General features: G+C 31.2%; 16 protein-coding genes. All 16 read left to right on the forward strand.

The features are described from left to right. The 16 genes from DR024_RS08595 (at window position 1) to ppdK (ending at window position 14,594) form a co-directional block, all read left to right on the forward strand. Window positions 1–762, forward strand: coding sequence for an RsmE family RNA methyltransferase (locus DR024_RS08595; RefSeq protein WP_111918524.1), 762 nt, complete (start codon window positions 1–3; stop codon window positions 760–762). Next, complete coding sequence (gene mtaB / locus DR024_RS08600) at window positions 762–2,069, forward strand: tRNA (N(6)-L-threonylcarbamoyladenosine(37)-C(2))-methylthiotransferase MtaB (protein WP_065254222.1); 1,308 nt, start codon at window positions 762–764, stop codon at window positions 2,067–2,069. The genes DR024_RS08595 and mtaB overlap by 1 nt, the downstream gene beginning before the upstream one ends. Window positions 2,070–2,098: 29 nt before the next feature. Further along, window positions 2,099–2,443, forward strand: a complete 345-nt coding sequence (locus tag DR024_RS08605; protein ID WP_027099579.1) for a histidine triad nucleotide-binding protein — start codon at window positions 2,099–2,101, stop codon at window positions 2,441–2,443. A 121-nt stretch (window positions 2,444–2,564) separates the two neighbouring features. After that, complete coding sequence (rpsU, locus tag DR024_RS08610) at window positions 2,565–2,741, forward strand: 30S ribosomal protein S21 (protein ID WP_027099580.1); 177 nt, start codon at window positions 2,565–2,567, stop codon at window positions 2,739–2,741. Window positions 2,742–2,771: 30 nt separating this feature from the next. Beyond that, complete coding sequence (locus DR024_RS08615) at window positions 2,772–3,224, forward strand: GatB/YqeY domain-containing protein (protein ID WP_111918526.1); 453 nt, start codon at window positions 2,772–2,774, stop codon at window positions 3,222–3,224. 286 nt (window positions 3,225–3,510) lie between these two features. Further along, window positions 3,511–3,798: a sporulation protein YqfC gene (gene yqfC, locus DR024_RS08620; RefSeq protein ID WP_027099582.1), complete on the forward strand. Its 288-nt coding sequence runs from the start codon at window positions 3,511–3,513 to the stop codon at window positions 3,796–3,798. Beyond that, a complete protein-coding gene (gene yqfD, locus DR024_RS08625) occupies window positions 3,795–4,922 on the forward strand; it encodes a sporulation protein YqfD (RefSeq protein ID WP_111918528.1) in 1,128 nt (375 codons plus the stop codon). Before yqfC ends, yqfD begins: the two co-directional genes overlap by 4 nt. A gap of 27 nt (window positions 4,923–4,949) precedes the next feature. After that, window positions 4,950–7,016 (forward strand): HD family phosphohydrolase, encoded by a 2,067-nt coding sequence (locus DR024_RS08630; protein ID WP_423236501.1) that lies wholly within the window; start codon window positions 4,950–4,952, stop codon window positions 7,014–7,016. A 59-nt stretch (window positions 7,017–7,075) separates the two neighbouring features. Further along, window positions 7,076–7,591, forward strand: a complete 516-nt coding sequence (ybeY, locus tag DR024_RS08635; RefSeq protein ID WP_111918532.1) for an rRNA maturation RNase YbeY — start codon at window positions 7,076–7,078, stop codon at window positions 7,589–7,591. A gap of 9 nt (window positions 7,592–7,600) precedes the next feature. Further along, window positions 7,601–8,302 carry a diacylglycerol kinase gene (locus tag DR024_RS08640; RefSeq protein ID WP_027099586.1) on the forward strand — a complete coding sequence of 234 codons (702 nt, stop codon included), beginning with the start codon at window positions 7,601–7,603 and terminating at the stop codon, window positions 8,300–8,302. A gap of 77 nt (window positions 8,303–8,379) precedes the next feature. Next, window positions 8,380–8,778, forward strand: coding sequence for a cytidine deaminase (locus tag DR024_RS08645; protein WP_027099587.1), 399 nt, complete (start codon window positions 8,380–8,382; stop codon window positions 8,776–8,778). 8 nt (window positions 8,779–8,786) lie between these two features. Next, entirely contained in the window at window positions 8,787–9,677 is an 891-nt protein-coding gene (era, locus tag DR024_RS08650; RefSeq protein WP_027099588.1) for a GTPase Era, read from the forward strand. An 11-nt stretch (window positions 9,678–9,688) separates the two neighbouring features. Next, window positions 9,689–10,438 carry a DNA repair protein RecO gene (recO, locus tag DR024_RS08655; RefSeq protein WP_111918534.1) on the forward strand — a complete coding sequence of 250 codons (750 nt, stop codon included), beginning with the start codon at window positions 9,689–9,691 and terminating at the stop codon, window positions 10,436–10,438. 7 nt (window positions 10,439–10,445) lie between these two features. Then, a complete protein-coding gene (locus DR024_RS08660; RefSeq protein ID WP_027099590.1) occupies window positions 10,446–11,063 on the forward strand; it encodes a DUF4342 domain-containing protein in 618 nt (205 codons plus the stop codon). 191 nt (window positions 11,064–11,254) lie between these two features. After that, the gene (ccpN, locus tag DR024_RS08665) at window positions 11,255–11,890 is read left to right on the forward strand and encodes a transcriptional regulator CcpN (RefSeq protein WP_027099591.1); all 636 of its coding nucleotides are present in this window, start codon (window positions 11,255–11,257) and stop codon (window positions 11,888–11,890) included. Window positions 11,891–11,966: 76 nt separating this feature from the next. Continuing rightward, on the forward strand, window positions 11,967–14,594 hold the full coding sequence (ppdK, locus tag DR024_RS08670) for a pyruvate, phosphate dikinase (RefSeq protein WP_027099592.1): 2,628 nt from the start codon (window positions 11,967–11,969) through the stop codon (window positions 14,592–14,594). Window positions 14,595–14,622 lie beyond the last annotated feature (28 nt).

Here is a 14,622-nt window from a genome sequence, read left to right on the forward strand (position 1 = left end):
ATGCATAAGTTTTTCACACCTGCTGAAAATATTAATTCTAATGAAGGAAAAATATTAGGTGATGATGTTAAACATATATATAAGGTTTTAAGATTAATTGAGGGGGAAGAGGTAGTTTTAAATAACTGCATAGGTGATGAATTCCTTGGGAAAATAAAAAGTATCTCAAAGACTGAAGTTATTATAGATATACTAGAAAAGTTAGATGTAGATAATGAAAGTCCAATAGAAATCTATTTATACCAAGGTCTTCCTAAGTCACAAAAGATGGACCTTATAGTTCAAAAGGGTACTGAACTTGGAATATCAAAGTTTGTACCAACTATTACTGATAGAGTAGATGTTAAACTTAAGGGAGAGTTTAAGAAGCTTGATAGGCTTAATAGAATAGCTCTTGAAGCTGCAAAGCAAAGTAAGAGAAGCCTTATTCCAAGGGTAGATGAGCCAATATCATTTGATGATGTTTTAGAGGAATTAGAGAAATTAGATTTATTCTTAGTTCCTTATGAGAACGCTGAAAACTTTGGAATTAAAGGTGTAATAAAGGATTTAAGGGATAGTGGAAGATTAGATAATGTTAAAAAGATCGGTATAATGGTTGGACCAGAAGGCGGTTTTGAGGAAGAAGAAATTGAAAGACTAAAAGAAAAAGGTGCCTATATTATTACGCTAGGAAGTAGGATTCTAAGAACGGAAACAGCTGGATTTACAGCAACTACTTTAGTGCAATATGAGTTAGGTGATTTAGGAGGAAATGTTTAATGAAGGTTGCATTTTCTACATTAGGATGTAGAGTTAATCATTATGAATCAGAAGCTATGGCAGAAAAGTTTATAAGAGAAGGATATGAGGTGACAGAGTTTACAGAAGTTGCTGATGTCTATGTTATAAATACATGTACAGTAACCAATATGGGAGATAAGAAATCTAGACAAATTATAAGTAGAGCTAGAAGACTTAATCCGGATGCTATAATAGCTGTTGTAGGATGTTATTCACAAATAGCACCAAAGGAAGTTTCAGCAATAGAAGGCGTTGATGTTGTTCTTGGGACTAGAAATAAGGGTGATGTAGTTTATTATGTAAATAAAGCTAGAGATGAACAAACAGCACAAATATACGTTGAAAGTGTATTAAGAAATAAGAAATTTGAGGCATTAAATATAGAAGAGTATCAAGATAAGACAAGAGCATTCTTAAAAATCCAAGATGGATGTAATAGATTCTGTGCGTACTGTATAATACCTTATTCTAGGGGATCAGTATGTTCAAAGGAACCAAGACAAGTTCTTGACGAAATAAATAAGTTATCAGAACATGGATTTAAGGAAATAATATTATCAGGAATTCATACTGCATCATATGGGCTAGATTTAGATGGTGAAATCACTTTGGTTGATTTATTAGAAGAAATAGAAAAACTAGATGGTATTGAAAGAGTAAGAATAGGATCTATAGAACCAGCTTTCTTTACTCCAGAAGTAATTGAAAAAATTAAGAATATGAAGAAGCTATGTCCTCAGTTCCACCTTTCTCTTCAAAGTGGATGTAATGCTACATTAAAGAGAATGAATAGAAGGTACACAGCTGAAGAGTATGAAAGAATAGTTAATATTTTAAGAGAAAATATTAAAGATGTTTCTATTACAACTGACGTTATAGTTGGCTTCCCTGGAGAAACAGAAGAAGAATTTAATGAAACTTATGAATTCTTAAAGAGAATAAAGCTTACAAAAACTCATGTGTTTAAATATAGTCCAAGAGAAGGTACAAAGGCTGCAACTATGCCAAATCAATTAGATGGAACAGTTAAGGATAAAAGAAGTAAAGCTCTTATAGAATTAAATGATAAAAATGAAGGTGACTTTACTAGATTTATTGTTGGTAGAGTTATGGATGTACTTATAGAACAACCAGTAAAAGGGAAAGATGATGTATATGAAGGATATACTAGAAACTATGTTAAGGTTGAAGTTAAAGGTATAGAAGAAAACTTAAAAGGTCAAATAGTAAATTGCAAGATAGAAGAAGCTTTAGGAGATTATGCTGTAGCTACTCTTGTGAAATAAAAAAGTTACTATTAGAAGGGGGTGAATTTATGGAAGATTGTATTTTTTGTAAAATCATAAAGGGTGAAATACCAAGTAAAAAAGTATATGAAGATGAAAAGGTATATGCTTTTTATGATATAAGTCCAGAAGCACCTATACACTTTTTGGTAATACCTAAGGAGCATATAGAAAGTGCTAATGCCTTAAAAGAAGAAAATGCATCTGTGGTCGCACATATTTTCTTAGTAATTAATAAACTAGTTAGTGAGCTAGGTATTGCTGAAAAAGGCTACAGAATTGTAAATAATACAGGTAATGATGGAGGTCAAACTGTACATCATATGCATTTTCATGTTCTTGGAGGAAGAAGTTTAAATTGGCCTCCAGGCTAATAGTTAAATTTTTAAGAATTATTGACACAAGCAACCTTACTATTGTATAATATAGCATGTGTTATTAAGCCCGTAGCTGAGTTGAATTTAGAATTTTAGCTAGCGGAGGGAGGGATAATTAATGTCAGAAATCAAAGTTGGAGAAAACGAAACTCTTGAAAATGCGTTAAGAAGATTTAAGAGAAAATGTGCAAGAGCTGGAGTTCTTTCAGAAGTAAGAAAGAGAGAACACTACGAAAAGCCAAGCGTTAAGAAAAAGAAGAAATCAGAAGCTGCTAGAAAGAGAAAGTTCAAATAGAACGTTCTTTTTGAAAGAAGGTATGTGTATATGCCAACAGTAAAAGAAAGACTTCAAGAAGATTGGAAAACTGCTTTAAAGGCTAAAGATAAATTTAAAGCTAACGTTATAAGTACAGCAAAGTCTGCGATTTTATTAGTTGAAAAGACTGATGGAATAACAGTGGATGATGCGCTAGCTATAGAAATATTAGCTAAAGAAGTCAAGCAAAGAAGAGAAGCAATGCTTGAGTTTGAAAAGGGAAATAGACAGGATTTGGTTGATCAGTCAAAAGCTGAGATAGAAATTTTGTTAAATTACCTTCCTCAGCAGTTAAGTGAAGGGGAAATAAGGCAAATTATTGAAGAATCAGCTATTGAAGCGGGCGCTAGTAGCATTAAAGACATGGGAAAAGTTATGGCAATTGTTAGACCTAAGACATTAGGTAGAGCAGATGGCAAGCTTGTTAGTCAAATAGTAAAAGAATATTTAACTAATAAATAATAAGAAGAACTCTTCGAGTTCTTTTTATTGTTTTGTATGAGTCATTAAAATAGAGTTTAAGGCTAATATCAGCCTTAAACTCTATTTTTTTAATTTAATTACCTTGAGTACGAAGGAAATGGATATTTGTTTTTCTATGATTTGGAGCTTGCTATGGAACTAGAAAAATAAATATAAATTCCATTTTTTTATACTAACTATAAGGATTAACATATTCTAATTGTTCTTTTTTTTATATTTTAATCATAAATTACAATGATAGAAATATAAAAACGGGGGATTAGAGGTGGAGGAAAAATTAAATAAAGGTAGAGAAATCTTAGTAGATAAATTTGATTTGCCAGCAGAAATAGTAATGGATATTCCTAAGATAATTATTACAGGGAATAAAGAAATAACTATAGAAAATCATAAAGGGATATCTAGTTTTGAGAAAAATCTAATTAAAGTAAACTCTAAGGTTGGCAATATAAATATAGAGGGAAGTGATTTTGAAATTTTGTACATAGGGGGATCAACTATAAGTATAACTGGAAAATTTAAAACAATTATCTATGAGGATAAACAAAAATGATATTAGATAAATTAAAAGTTGGAAATATAATAGTTGAAATAAGTGCAAAATCACCTGAAAGAATACTTAACCTTCTATGGAACAGTGGGATAAAATCTAAGAACATTGTTAAGATTGATATAACTACAATTAGGTTAGAAATTGAATATAATGACTATAATGAAGTAGTAGGTGCTGTTAAAAGATGTGGCGGTAAAATTAAGATAATAAGTAAAAATGGTTGGGTGTTTCTAATATCTAGACTAAAGAGACAAATATCATTGGTGTTAGGTTTGTTGATATTTATAATAGGGATATTTTACTTGTCAACCTATATATGGTCTATAGATATACAAACAGGAAATAACTTGTCACCTTATCAGGTTAGAAAAGAATTAAAGAAAATTGGTATTGAGCCAGGCATAAAGAAAAGTAAGATTGATGTTTATAATATAGAAGATAAAGCTGCAGATATAAATAGCGATATATTATGGATAAGAGCAAGAGTGGAAGGATCTACATTGAAAATAGTCATTGAAGAGAAGGTTAATCCTCCAAAACCAATTAGTGATACATCTGGAGATTGTGTGGCTAAAGTCGGTGGAGAGATAAAAAGAGTTTTTGTATCTTCTGGTACTAGTAATGTAAGCCCAGGGGATTTTGTTAATGCGGGAGATGTTTTAATAAAGGGAATGCAAGGGAAAGAAGGAGAGGAATATGAAGTGCCTGCAAAGGGAATAGTTATAGCTAATACATTTTATGAGAAAGAAATGGAAGTGCAGGTGAGTGGTTCTAAGCTTGATAAGACTGGTAAAAGAGGTAGGGATATTTATGTATCTTTCTTTGGCAGGAAAATTTACTTGAAAAAAGCTATAAATAACTTTAAGTATTATGATAAAATAGAAGATGAAAAAGGTTTTATTAAAACTACAACGTATTTTGAGAGAGCAGAGAAAGAAGTAAATTTAGATAAGGAAGAAGCAATTAAAACTGCAACTGAACAATTAACGAAATCATTTGAAAGAACTTTGAGTAATGATTACAAGATTGCTGATAAAGACGTGTATACAGAAGACATAGGTGAAGGTAAGTTACGTGTTAAGGTGACGTTTGTAGTTGAACAGGATATAGCCAGTGTATCATAATATAAGTGATGTACAAGTAAGAAGGTGATGAACATGAGTTTAAAAAGAAGGGAAACTAAAAAGGGCAATTATAAACCTAAGAGAATTTTATTATTTACCATAAGTTTTGTGGTAACTTATTTTTTATTGATAACAGCTATTGCTCCAACTAAGTATGAGTTACAGGAAGGAGATATAGCAAGAGAAGATATAGTAGCCCAAAGAGAAACAGTAGATGAACAAGCTTCGGAAGAAAAGTTAAAAGAAGCTTTATCTAAAGTAGATAAACAATATACATTAAAAGCAGAAGTGAAAATTGCTGCAGAGAATAATATAAATACATTGTTTGAAAAGTTAATAAGTTTAAGTGCTATGGAGTTAGATGAGAAGGAAAAGATAGTAGAACTAAGAAAAGTTGAGGGGATTACCTTAGATGAAAGTGCTTGTAAGTTCTTATTATCAATACCAAAAGACACATTGGTTAAATTAAAGTCTGAAGCTTTAGAAATAATAGATTCTGTATATGTAAAAAATATTGAAGATGAGGATAGTGAAAGCATATCTGATGCTAGAAGCTTAGCCAGTGAAAGAGTAAAGGCTCTTAACTTAAATTCGAATATAAGTAATGTATTAAATAATATTATAATAGAACAAATAAAACCAAATTTTTATTATGATAAAGAAAAAACAGAAGAAAAGATTAAAGAAGTTCAAAAAAATACAGAAAAGGTAGTAATAAAGAAGAACCAGATAATAGTGCAAAAAGGTGAGCCTGTTACGTCAAGACAAATAGAAATTTTGACTGAATTAGGGTTGATAGGAGATTCTGCTGGAGAAGGTGTAATACTTCTATATATTGTTCTAGCAATACTTTTAAGTTCTATTATGGGGATTGAATTCTTCTACATTTACAAAAACTATAGAAGTATTTATTTAGATTTTAAGAAGTTGGTCTTAATTAATTTAATAAATGTATTTTCCTTAATATTAGTTAGATGTGTAAGTTTTGCATCTCCTTTTATGATACCATTAGCGTTAGCTCCATTACTTATGACTATGCTTATTAATTACAAGATATCACTATTTGTTAACTCCATGAATGTTATCGTAGTTGCTGCATTAACAGGGTTTAACTCTCAAGTGATAATAATTGCAATAGTAAATGCATTAGTAGGTGCTACTATACTAAGGAAGATGCAACAAAGAAACGATATACTTTATTCAACATTATATATTGCAGTTTTATCTGGAGTTATAACATTTGCAACAGGTGTTATTTTATCAAGCAATTTAAAAGATATATTTTTAAATAGTGCTTTTTCTATAATAGGAACTGTGTTTGCAGGGGTTTTAGCTACAGGTTTATTACCATTTTTAGAGTCTACATTTAATATAGTAACTACATTAAAATTGTTAGAATTAAGTAATCCTAACACCCCTCTTTTAAAGAAATTATTAATGGAAGCTCCAGGGACATACCATCATAGCATGCTAGTTGCTAATTTAGCAGAGCTTGCAGCAGAAGAGGTTAAGGCTAATCCGGTAATAGCAAGAATAGGAGCTTATTATCATGATGTTGGTAAAACTACTAGGCCATATTTCTTTAAGGAAAATCAAATTAGTAAAGAAAACCCTCATGATAAGATAACTGCTAATTTAAGTACTTTAATAATAATATCTCATGTTAAAGAGGGATTAGAATTAGCTAAGGAATACAATATACCAGAAGTAATACAAGATATAATAGCACAGCATCATGGTACAACCTTGGTTAAATATTTCTATTATACTGTAAAAAATAATTCTGAAAATCCTGATGAAGTTAGAGAAGAAGATTTTAGATATCCAGGCCCTATACCAAGTACTAAGGAAGCTGGGATAATAATGCTAGCAGATTCTGTTGAAGCTGCAGTGAGATCAATAAATGAGCCTACTAAGGGTAAAATAGAAGAAATGGTCAATAATATTATTAAAGATAAACTTCATTCTGGTCAACTTAATGATTGTGATTTGACATTAAAGGATTTAGAAACAATTAGAAAGTGTTTTTTAAAGACTTTAAATGGAATATATCATCAAAGGATAGAATATCCAACAGAAAAAGCAAAAGCTTAAAATAAAGGGGATGAGTTTTTAACTCACCCCTTTAAAAAATATGAAAAGGGAGAAAATAAATGATATATACAGATAACAGACAAGAAAAAATAGAGGTAACAGAGGAATTAGTAAAGGAATTAGAACATACAATAGAATTTGCTTTAAAGGAAGAAGAAGTTAATATACCATTTGAAATTTCATTATTATTTGTAGATAATGATGAAATTAGAGAAATAAACAATGAAACTAGAAATATAGATAAAGAAACAGATGTGCTATCTTTTCCTATGTTAGACTATCCAAAAGATAAGGCTTTTAAAGATGTATATAAGAATTATGAATTTGATGAAACTTATATGGATGGTGAAGAGCTGGTTTTAGGAGATATAGTATTATCTTTAGAAAAAGCCTTAGAACAGAGTAAAGAATATAATCATTCCTTTAAAAGGGAAGCTTCATATTTAGTAGTTCATTCAGTACTACATCTATTGGGGTATGATCATATGGAAGAGGATGAGAAAAAAGTTATGAGAAAAAGGGAAGAAGAAATATTAGGGCAATTAGATATTAGAAGATGGAATATAAGTGGGTGATGATGAAAAGTGAAGTTGAAAAAGATGGTAGATAGCTTCAATCATGCTATAAATGGTATTATTGATACAGTGAGAACTCAAAGAAATATGAAAATACATCTTGTAGCTGCTATAGGCGTTTTAATAGCTTGTTTTTGTTTTGATATATCTAAGATAGAATTTTTAATAATTGCAATAACTGTAGCTATAGTTATTGCTGCTGAACTAATCAATACCGCTATAGAAGCAGCTATTGATATGACTACTAATTATTATCATCCATTAGCAAAGATAGCTAAAAATGCAGCAGCAGGAGCAGTGCTAATAACTGCTATTAATGCTATAGTGGTGGGATATGTTGTTTTTTGGGATAAACTATCTGATATATCTTATGAGGTAATACACAAAGTTAAAAATAATGAGCCATATACTATATTGATAGTCTTAGTTATAGTGAGTTTTTCAACTATAATAGTAAAAGCTATATTTGGAGAAGGAACTCCTCTTAAGGGTGGAATGCCTAGTGGACATAGTGCACTATCCTTTTCTATAGCTACGGCAATAGCTTTAATTACTGAAGAACCAACTTGTATAATGTTAAGCTATTTAATGGCATTTATTACAGCGCAAAGTAGGGTGGATTCCGAGGTTCATACATTATCTGAAGTTATTGTAGGAGCTATATTTGGTATGCTTATAACCTTATTGATTTTTACCATATTCAAATTATAATTATAATGATATAATGAAAAATACACATAATATGAGTATATAAATATAAAATTATTGTGTATCTTGGAGGAAGTAAAGTGAATAAAGAGTTAATATTAAAAGCTATAGAAGCAAGAGAGAATGCATACTGTCCATATTCTAATTTTAAGGTGGGAGCAGCAGCTTTATTTGAAGATGGAAATATATATGTAGGATGCAATGTTGAAAATGCATCTTTTGGAGCAACTAACTGTGCTGAAAGAACAGCTATATTTAGTGGGGTTGCAAATGGAAATAGAAAGTTAAAAGAATTAGCATTAATAGGAGATGTTAAAGCATTTACATATCCTTGTGGAATCTGTAGGCAAGTAATATCTGAGTTTGCAGAAAGTGGAGATATGAAAATCTATATAATAAAAAATGAAAATGAAGTTTTAGAAACAACTTTAGATGAAGTTATGCCAGGTACTTTTACTAAGAAGGACTTGGAGAAATAGGAGGAAGAATGTTTAAATCAGGATTTGTAACTATTGTTGGGAGACCCAATGTTGGAAAGTCAACTTTAATGAATTATTTAATGGGGGAAAAGTTATCAATAGTTTCTAATAAACCACAAACAACAAGAAATAATATTCAAACTATATTAACAACTAAGGAGTATCAAATTGTATTCGTTGATACACCAGGAATACATAAGCCTAAGCATAAGTTAGGTGAGTATATGGTAAATTCAGCAAAAGATTCAATGAAGGATGTAGATTTAGTACTATTTTTAACTAATCCTGATGATGAAATAGGTAGAGGGGATAAGTTTATACTAGAGTCTCTAAAAAATAGTAAAGCACCTGTTTTTCTTGTGTTAAATAAGGTTGATGAATCTACTCAAGATAGAGTGGCTAAATCACTGATGGATTTATCAAATGAATTTAACTTTAAAGAGATAATACCTATATCAGCTCTTAAGGGAAAAAATGTTGATACATTATTAGAGCTTATGGTTAATGAATTGCCAGAAGGCCCTATGTATTATCCAGAGGATATGATAACAGATGTTCAAGAAAGATTCGTAGTATCTGAAATTGTAAGAGAAAAAGCTTTAAGATGTTTAAGAGATGAAGTTCCTCATGGGATAGCTGTAGATGTTATTCAAATGAAACAAAGTGAAAATGGTACTTATCATATAGAAGTGGACTTAATATGTGAAAAGGACTCTCACAAAGGGATAATAATAGGAAAAAACGGTCAGTCCTTAAAGAGAATTGGAGAGACGGCTAGATATGAGTTAGAAAGGTTCTTGCATACAAAGGTAAATATAAAAATATGGGTTAAAGTAAGAAAAGAATGGAGAGACAATCAAAACTTATTAAAGGAATTAGGATATAAAAAAGTAAAATAGATTATTAGGGGATGGTTATTCTGTCACTTGTTAAGTGTAATGGGGTAGTAATAAAGACCCTAGATTATAAAGAAAATGATAAACTAGTTTGGTTATATACTGATAACTATGGGAAGATTACAACGGTGGCTAGAGGTGCAAAAAAAAGTAAGAATAAACTTTTTTCTGTTACTCTACCTCTATGTTACTGTGAATATATGGTATTTAGGGGGAAAACACTGTATAATTTACAAGAGGGGAAAATAATCAATTCTTTTCAAGGTTTAATGAATAATCTAGATAAATTGACATATTCATCATATATATGTGAGCTAATAGATATTGCTATATTAGAAGGGGAAGTAAATCAACTTCTATTCAAAGAGTTTATAACTACTTTATATTTATTAAATACAGATGCTTTAGATTATGAGCTTCTAATAAGAGCTTTTGAATTAAAACTTTTAAAGGCAACTGGGTATGGATTAAATTTAGAAAGTTGTAGCGTATGTAAGAAGAAAATAGCAGTATCTAATTATATAAGTCTTTCCTATTTTGGAGGGGTTTGTGAAGAGTGTAATAAAGAGCATGGGTTGTACATATCTAAAGGAGCATATAATGCTCTTAAATATTTATCCAATGTTTCATTAGATAAAGTTTATAGACTAAATCTTACAGATGAAATAAAAAAGGAAATGGAAAAGGTGACCACTTTTATTATTTCTTCTAGTTATGCTAAGAAACCTAAAAGTTTAGAGATGTTAAATTATATTAAGGAGTGAGAATAGTATGGAAATTTCATTAGAAAAGGTTGATCAAGTAAAAGAGAGAACTGGAAGCACTTATAAAGAAGCAAAAGAAGCTCTGGAAATTTGTGGTGGTGATGTATTAGAAGCTATAATTTATATAGAAGGTAAAAATGGAAATTCAAATATGAAAAATCCAGAAGATAATACCTACAAAGAAAATAATAGTGAGACAATAGAAGACTTTAAGGTATGGCTAAAGGAAACTATAAAAAAGGGAAATGTTTCAAGGATTAAAGTGAAAAAGGATGAAACTATATTAGTTGATGTTCCTGTAAATGCAGGTATAGCAGCAACAGTTATAGCAGTAATAATTCCTCCAATTCTTGCTTTTGGGGTAATTGCAGCAGTAGCAACTAAGTTAACTATAGAAATTACTAAGGTTGATGGTTCTGTAGAGGTTGTAAATAAATATGTAGCAAAGGCTGCAAATGAAGTTAAAGATAAGGCCTCAGTATTTGCAGACCAAATCAAAAGTAAGATAAAAGAAGTTAAAGAAGAGGCTTCCGATAATGCTCATTATAAGGAAAATGTATATAAAGATGATGAAACTGTCTATAGTTATACAGTTAATTTTGATGATGAAAAAGAAGAGAAATAATTAGAAAAATATAGAAAATAAGATATGTTTAAAAAAAATAAGTGATAAATAAGGAATATTAGAACAATTTATGTGATTTTTCTGAAAATTAAGTATAGTCAAACTATAATTACGTGGTATAATTATACTGTAAATAAAAAGTCGGCATAAAAGACTCTATATATTCCTTTGAATCAGAAAGAGGGATTGTAATGAAGTTGTCAGATAGGCAAGAGGAAATAATCAAGCTTGTAAAAGAAGGACAGCCTATTACAAGTGAAGCTTTAGCTGAGAAGCTAGGAGTTACAAGAGCAGCATTAAGAGCAGATCTTGCAATTTTAACTATGATAGGAATATTAGACGCTAGACCAAAGGTTGGATATATTTATTCAGATAAGCCTAAGAGTAGTTTGGTATTAGATTATATAAGTAATATAAAAGCAGGTCAGATTATGTCAAAACCATCTACAGTTAATGAGTCTATGATGGTGTATGATGCAATCGTATACCTATTCTTAAATGATATAGGCACGGTATTTGTAGAAAATAATGGATACCTTGTAGGTGCAGTGTCGAGAAAAGACTTTTTAAAGATTGCAATTGGAGGTACTGATATACATAAGGTACCTGTAGGGGTAATTATGACAAGAATGCCTAATATTATATGTGGAGCATCAGAAGATAGCGCATATGATATGGCAAAAAAAATAATAGAACATGAAATAGACAGCATACCAATAGTTGAAAAGGTTAGAGTAGAGCAGGGTAAAGAACAATACAAAATTATAGGTAAAGTATCAAAAACTAATATTACCAGATTATTCGTTCAAATGGGTAAGGGCGAATAAATAAATAAGAAACTACCGGGACGCTTAAGGTTTCGTTAGTATATAGATAAATTGTATTGAACGGAGGAGTATTGAGATGGAGAAAAAGTACGTTTACCTTTTTAGTGAAGGAAATGCATCAATGAAGAACTTACTAGGGGGTAAGGGAGCTAATTTAGCAGAAATGACTACACTAGGAATTCCAGTTCCAACAGGATTTACTGTTACAACAGAGGCTTGTAACAAATATTATGAAGATGGAAAGACTATTTCATCAGAGGTAATGGAACAAATTTATGCAAGTATTAAGGAATTAGAGAAGGTAGCCGGAAAAGAATTCGGTAGCGAAGAAGACCCGCTATTAGTATCAGTTAGATCTGGTGCAAGAGTATCTATGCCAGGTATGATGGATACAATATTAAACTTAGGATTAAATGATTCAGCTGTAGAGGTTGTAGCTAATAAGACTAATAATCCAAGATTTGCTTATGATTCATACAGAAGATTTATTCAAATGTTCTCTGATGTTGTTATGGGTATTGAAAAGAGACTATTTGAAGATAAGTTAGACGCTATGAAGGAAGCAAGAGGGGTAAAATTAGATACAGATTTAAATGCAGATGATTTAAAGGAGTTAGTTGCTCAATTTAAAGAGTTATATAAGAAAGAAAAGGGAGAAGAGTTCCCACAAGATCCAAAGGTTCAATTAATTGAGTCAATTACTGCTGTATTTAGATCATGGGACAATCCAAGAGCTATAGTATATAGAAGATTAAATGATATACCTGGTGATTGGGGAACAGCAGTTAACGTTCAACAAATGGTATTTGGTAATAAAGGAGAAACTTCAGGAACAGGTGTTATATTCTCAAGAAACCCTGCTACTGGTGAAAATAAAATATATGGTGAGTACTTAATGAATGCACAAGGTGAAGACGTTGTTGCAGGAATTAGAACACCTCAACCAATATCTCAATTAGAAGAGCAAGATCCAGTGATTTATAAGCAATTAACAGATATAATTGCTACACTAGAAGCTCATTATAAAGATATGCAAGACATGGAAATAACTATTGAAGAAGGAAAGTTATATTTTTTACAAACTAGAAATGGTAAGAGAACAGCTCAAGCTGCTTTAAAGATAGCTGTTGATTTAGTTGAGGATGGTACTTTAACTAAGGAAGAAGCTATATTAAAGGTTGAGCCAAAACAATTAGATACATTACTTCACCCAGCATTTGATGTTGAAGAGTTGAAGAAGGCAAATGTAGTTGCTAAAGGACTTCCAGCTTCTCCAGGAGCAGCTTGTGGTAAGATAGCATTTACTGCAGACGAATCTAAGGAAAGAGCTGAAAAGGGAGAAAAGGTTGTTTTAGTTAGACTTGAAACTTCTCCAGAAGATATTGAAGGTATGATTGCTGCAGAAGGTATATTAACAGTAAGGGGTGGTATGACTTCTCATGCTGCAGTTGTTGCTAGAGGTATGGGAACTTGCTGTGTAGCAGGATGTGGAGAAATTAAAGTTGATGAAAAAGCTAAGACTGTTACAATAGAAGATAAGACTTACGGAGTAGATGATTATATTTCAATAGATGGTTCTACTGGTAATATCTATGCTGAAGCTGTTAAGACTGTTTCACCTGAAATAACTGGACATTTTGCTACATTTATGGGATGGGCAGATGAAATTAGAAAGTTAAAGGTTAGAACTAATGCAGATACTCCAAGAGATACTATACAAGCTGTTGAATTTGGAGCAGAAGGTATTGGATTATGTAGAACAGAGCATATGTTCTTCGCTGAAGATAGAATTATGGCTGTTAGAGAAATGATAGTTGCAAAGAACGAAGAACAAAGAAGAAAGGCATTAGATAAGATTCTTCCAATGCAAAGACAAGATTTCACAGAAATCTATGAAGCATTAGAAGGAATGCCAGCAACAATTAGATTCTTAGATCCACCACTACATGAATTCGTTCCTCACAGTGATGAAGAAATTGCTGAATTAGCAAAGGAAATGGGATTAACTTTTGAAGAGTTAAAGGCTACTGTTGAAGATTTACACGAATTCAACCCAATGATGGGGCATAGAGGATGTAGATTAGCAGTATCTTATCCTGAAATTGCTGAAATGCAAACAAGAGCTGTAATTGAAGCAGCTTTGGATGTTAAGGCAAAGAAAGGTTATGATATAGTTCCAGAAATAATGATTCCATTGGTTGGAGAAATTAAGGAATTAAAATATGTTAAGGATGTAGTTGTTAAGACTGCAGAAGCTGTTATGGAGGAAAGAGGAACTAAGATAGAATACCATGTTGGTACAATGATAGAAATTCCAAGAGCAGCTTTAACAGCTGATGAAATAGCTAAGGAAGCAGATTTCTTCTCATTTGGTACAAATGATTTAACTCAAATGACATTTGGATTCTCAAGAGATGATGCTGCTAAGTTCTTAGGTTCTTACTATGATAAGAAAATCTATGAACAAGATCCATTTGCTAAGTTAGACCAAACAGGTGTAGGTCAATTAGTTAAGATAGCTGCTGAAAAGGGTAGAGCAACAAGACCTGATATTAAGCTTGGAATTTGCGGAGAACATGGTGGAGATCCATCATCAGTAGAATTCTGCCATAATGTTGGATTAAACTATGTTTCATGTTCACCATTTAGGGTACCATTAGCTAGATTAGCTGCAGCTCAAGCACAAGTTAAAAATCCAAGATAATAAGTGTTAAAAATATAAGAGGATGATT

The organism is Clostridium paraputrificum (genome assembly GCF_900447045.1).
Taxonomy (GTDB): domain Bacteria; phylum Bacillota; class Clostridia; order Clostridiales; family Clostridiaceae; genus Clostridium; species Clostridium paraputrificum.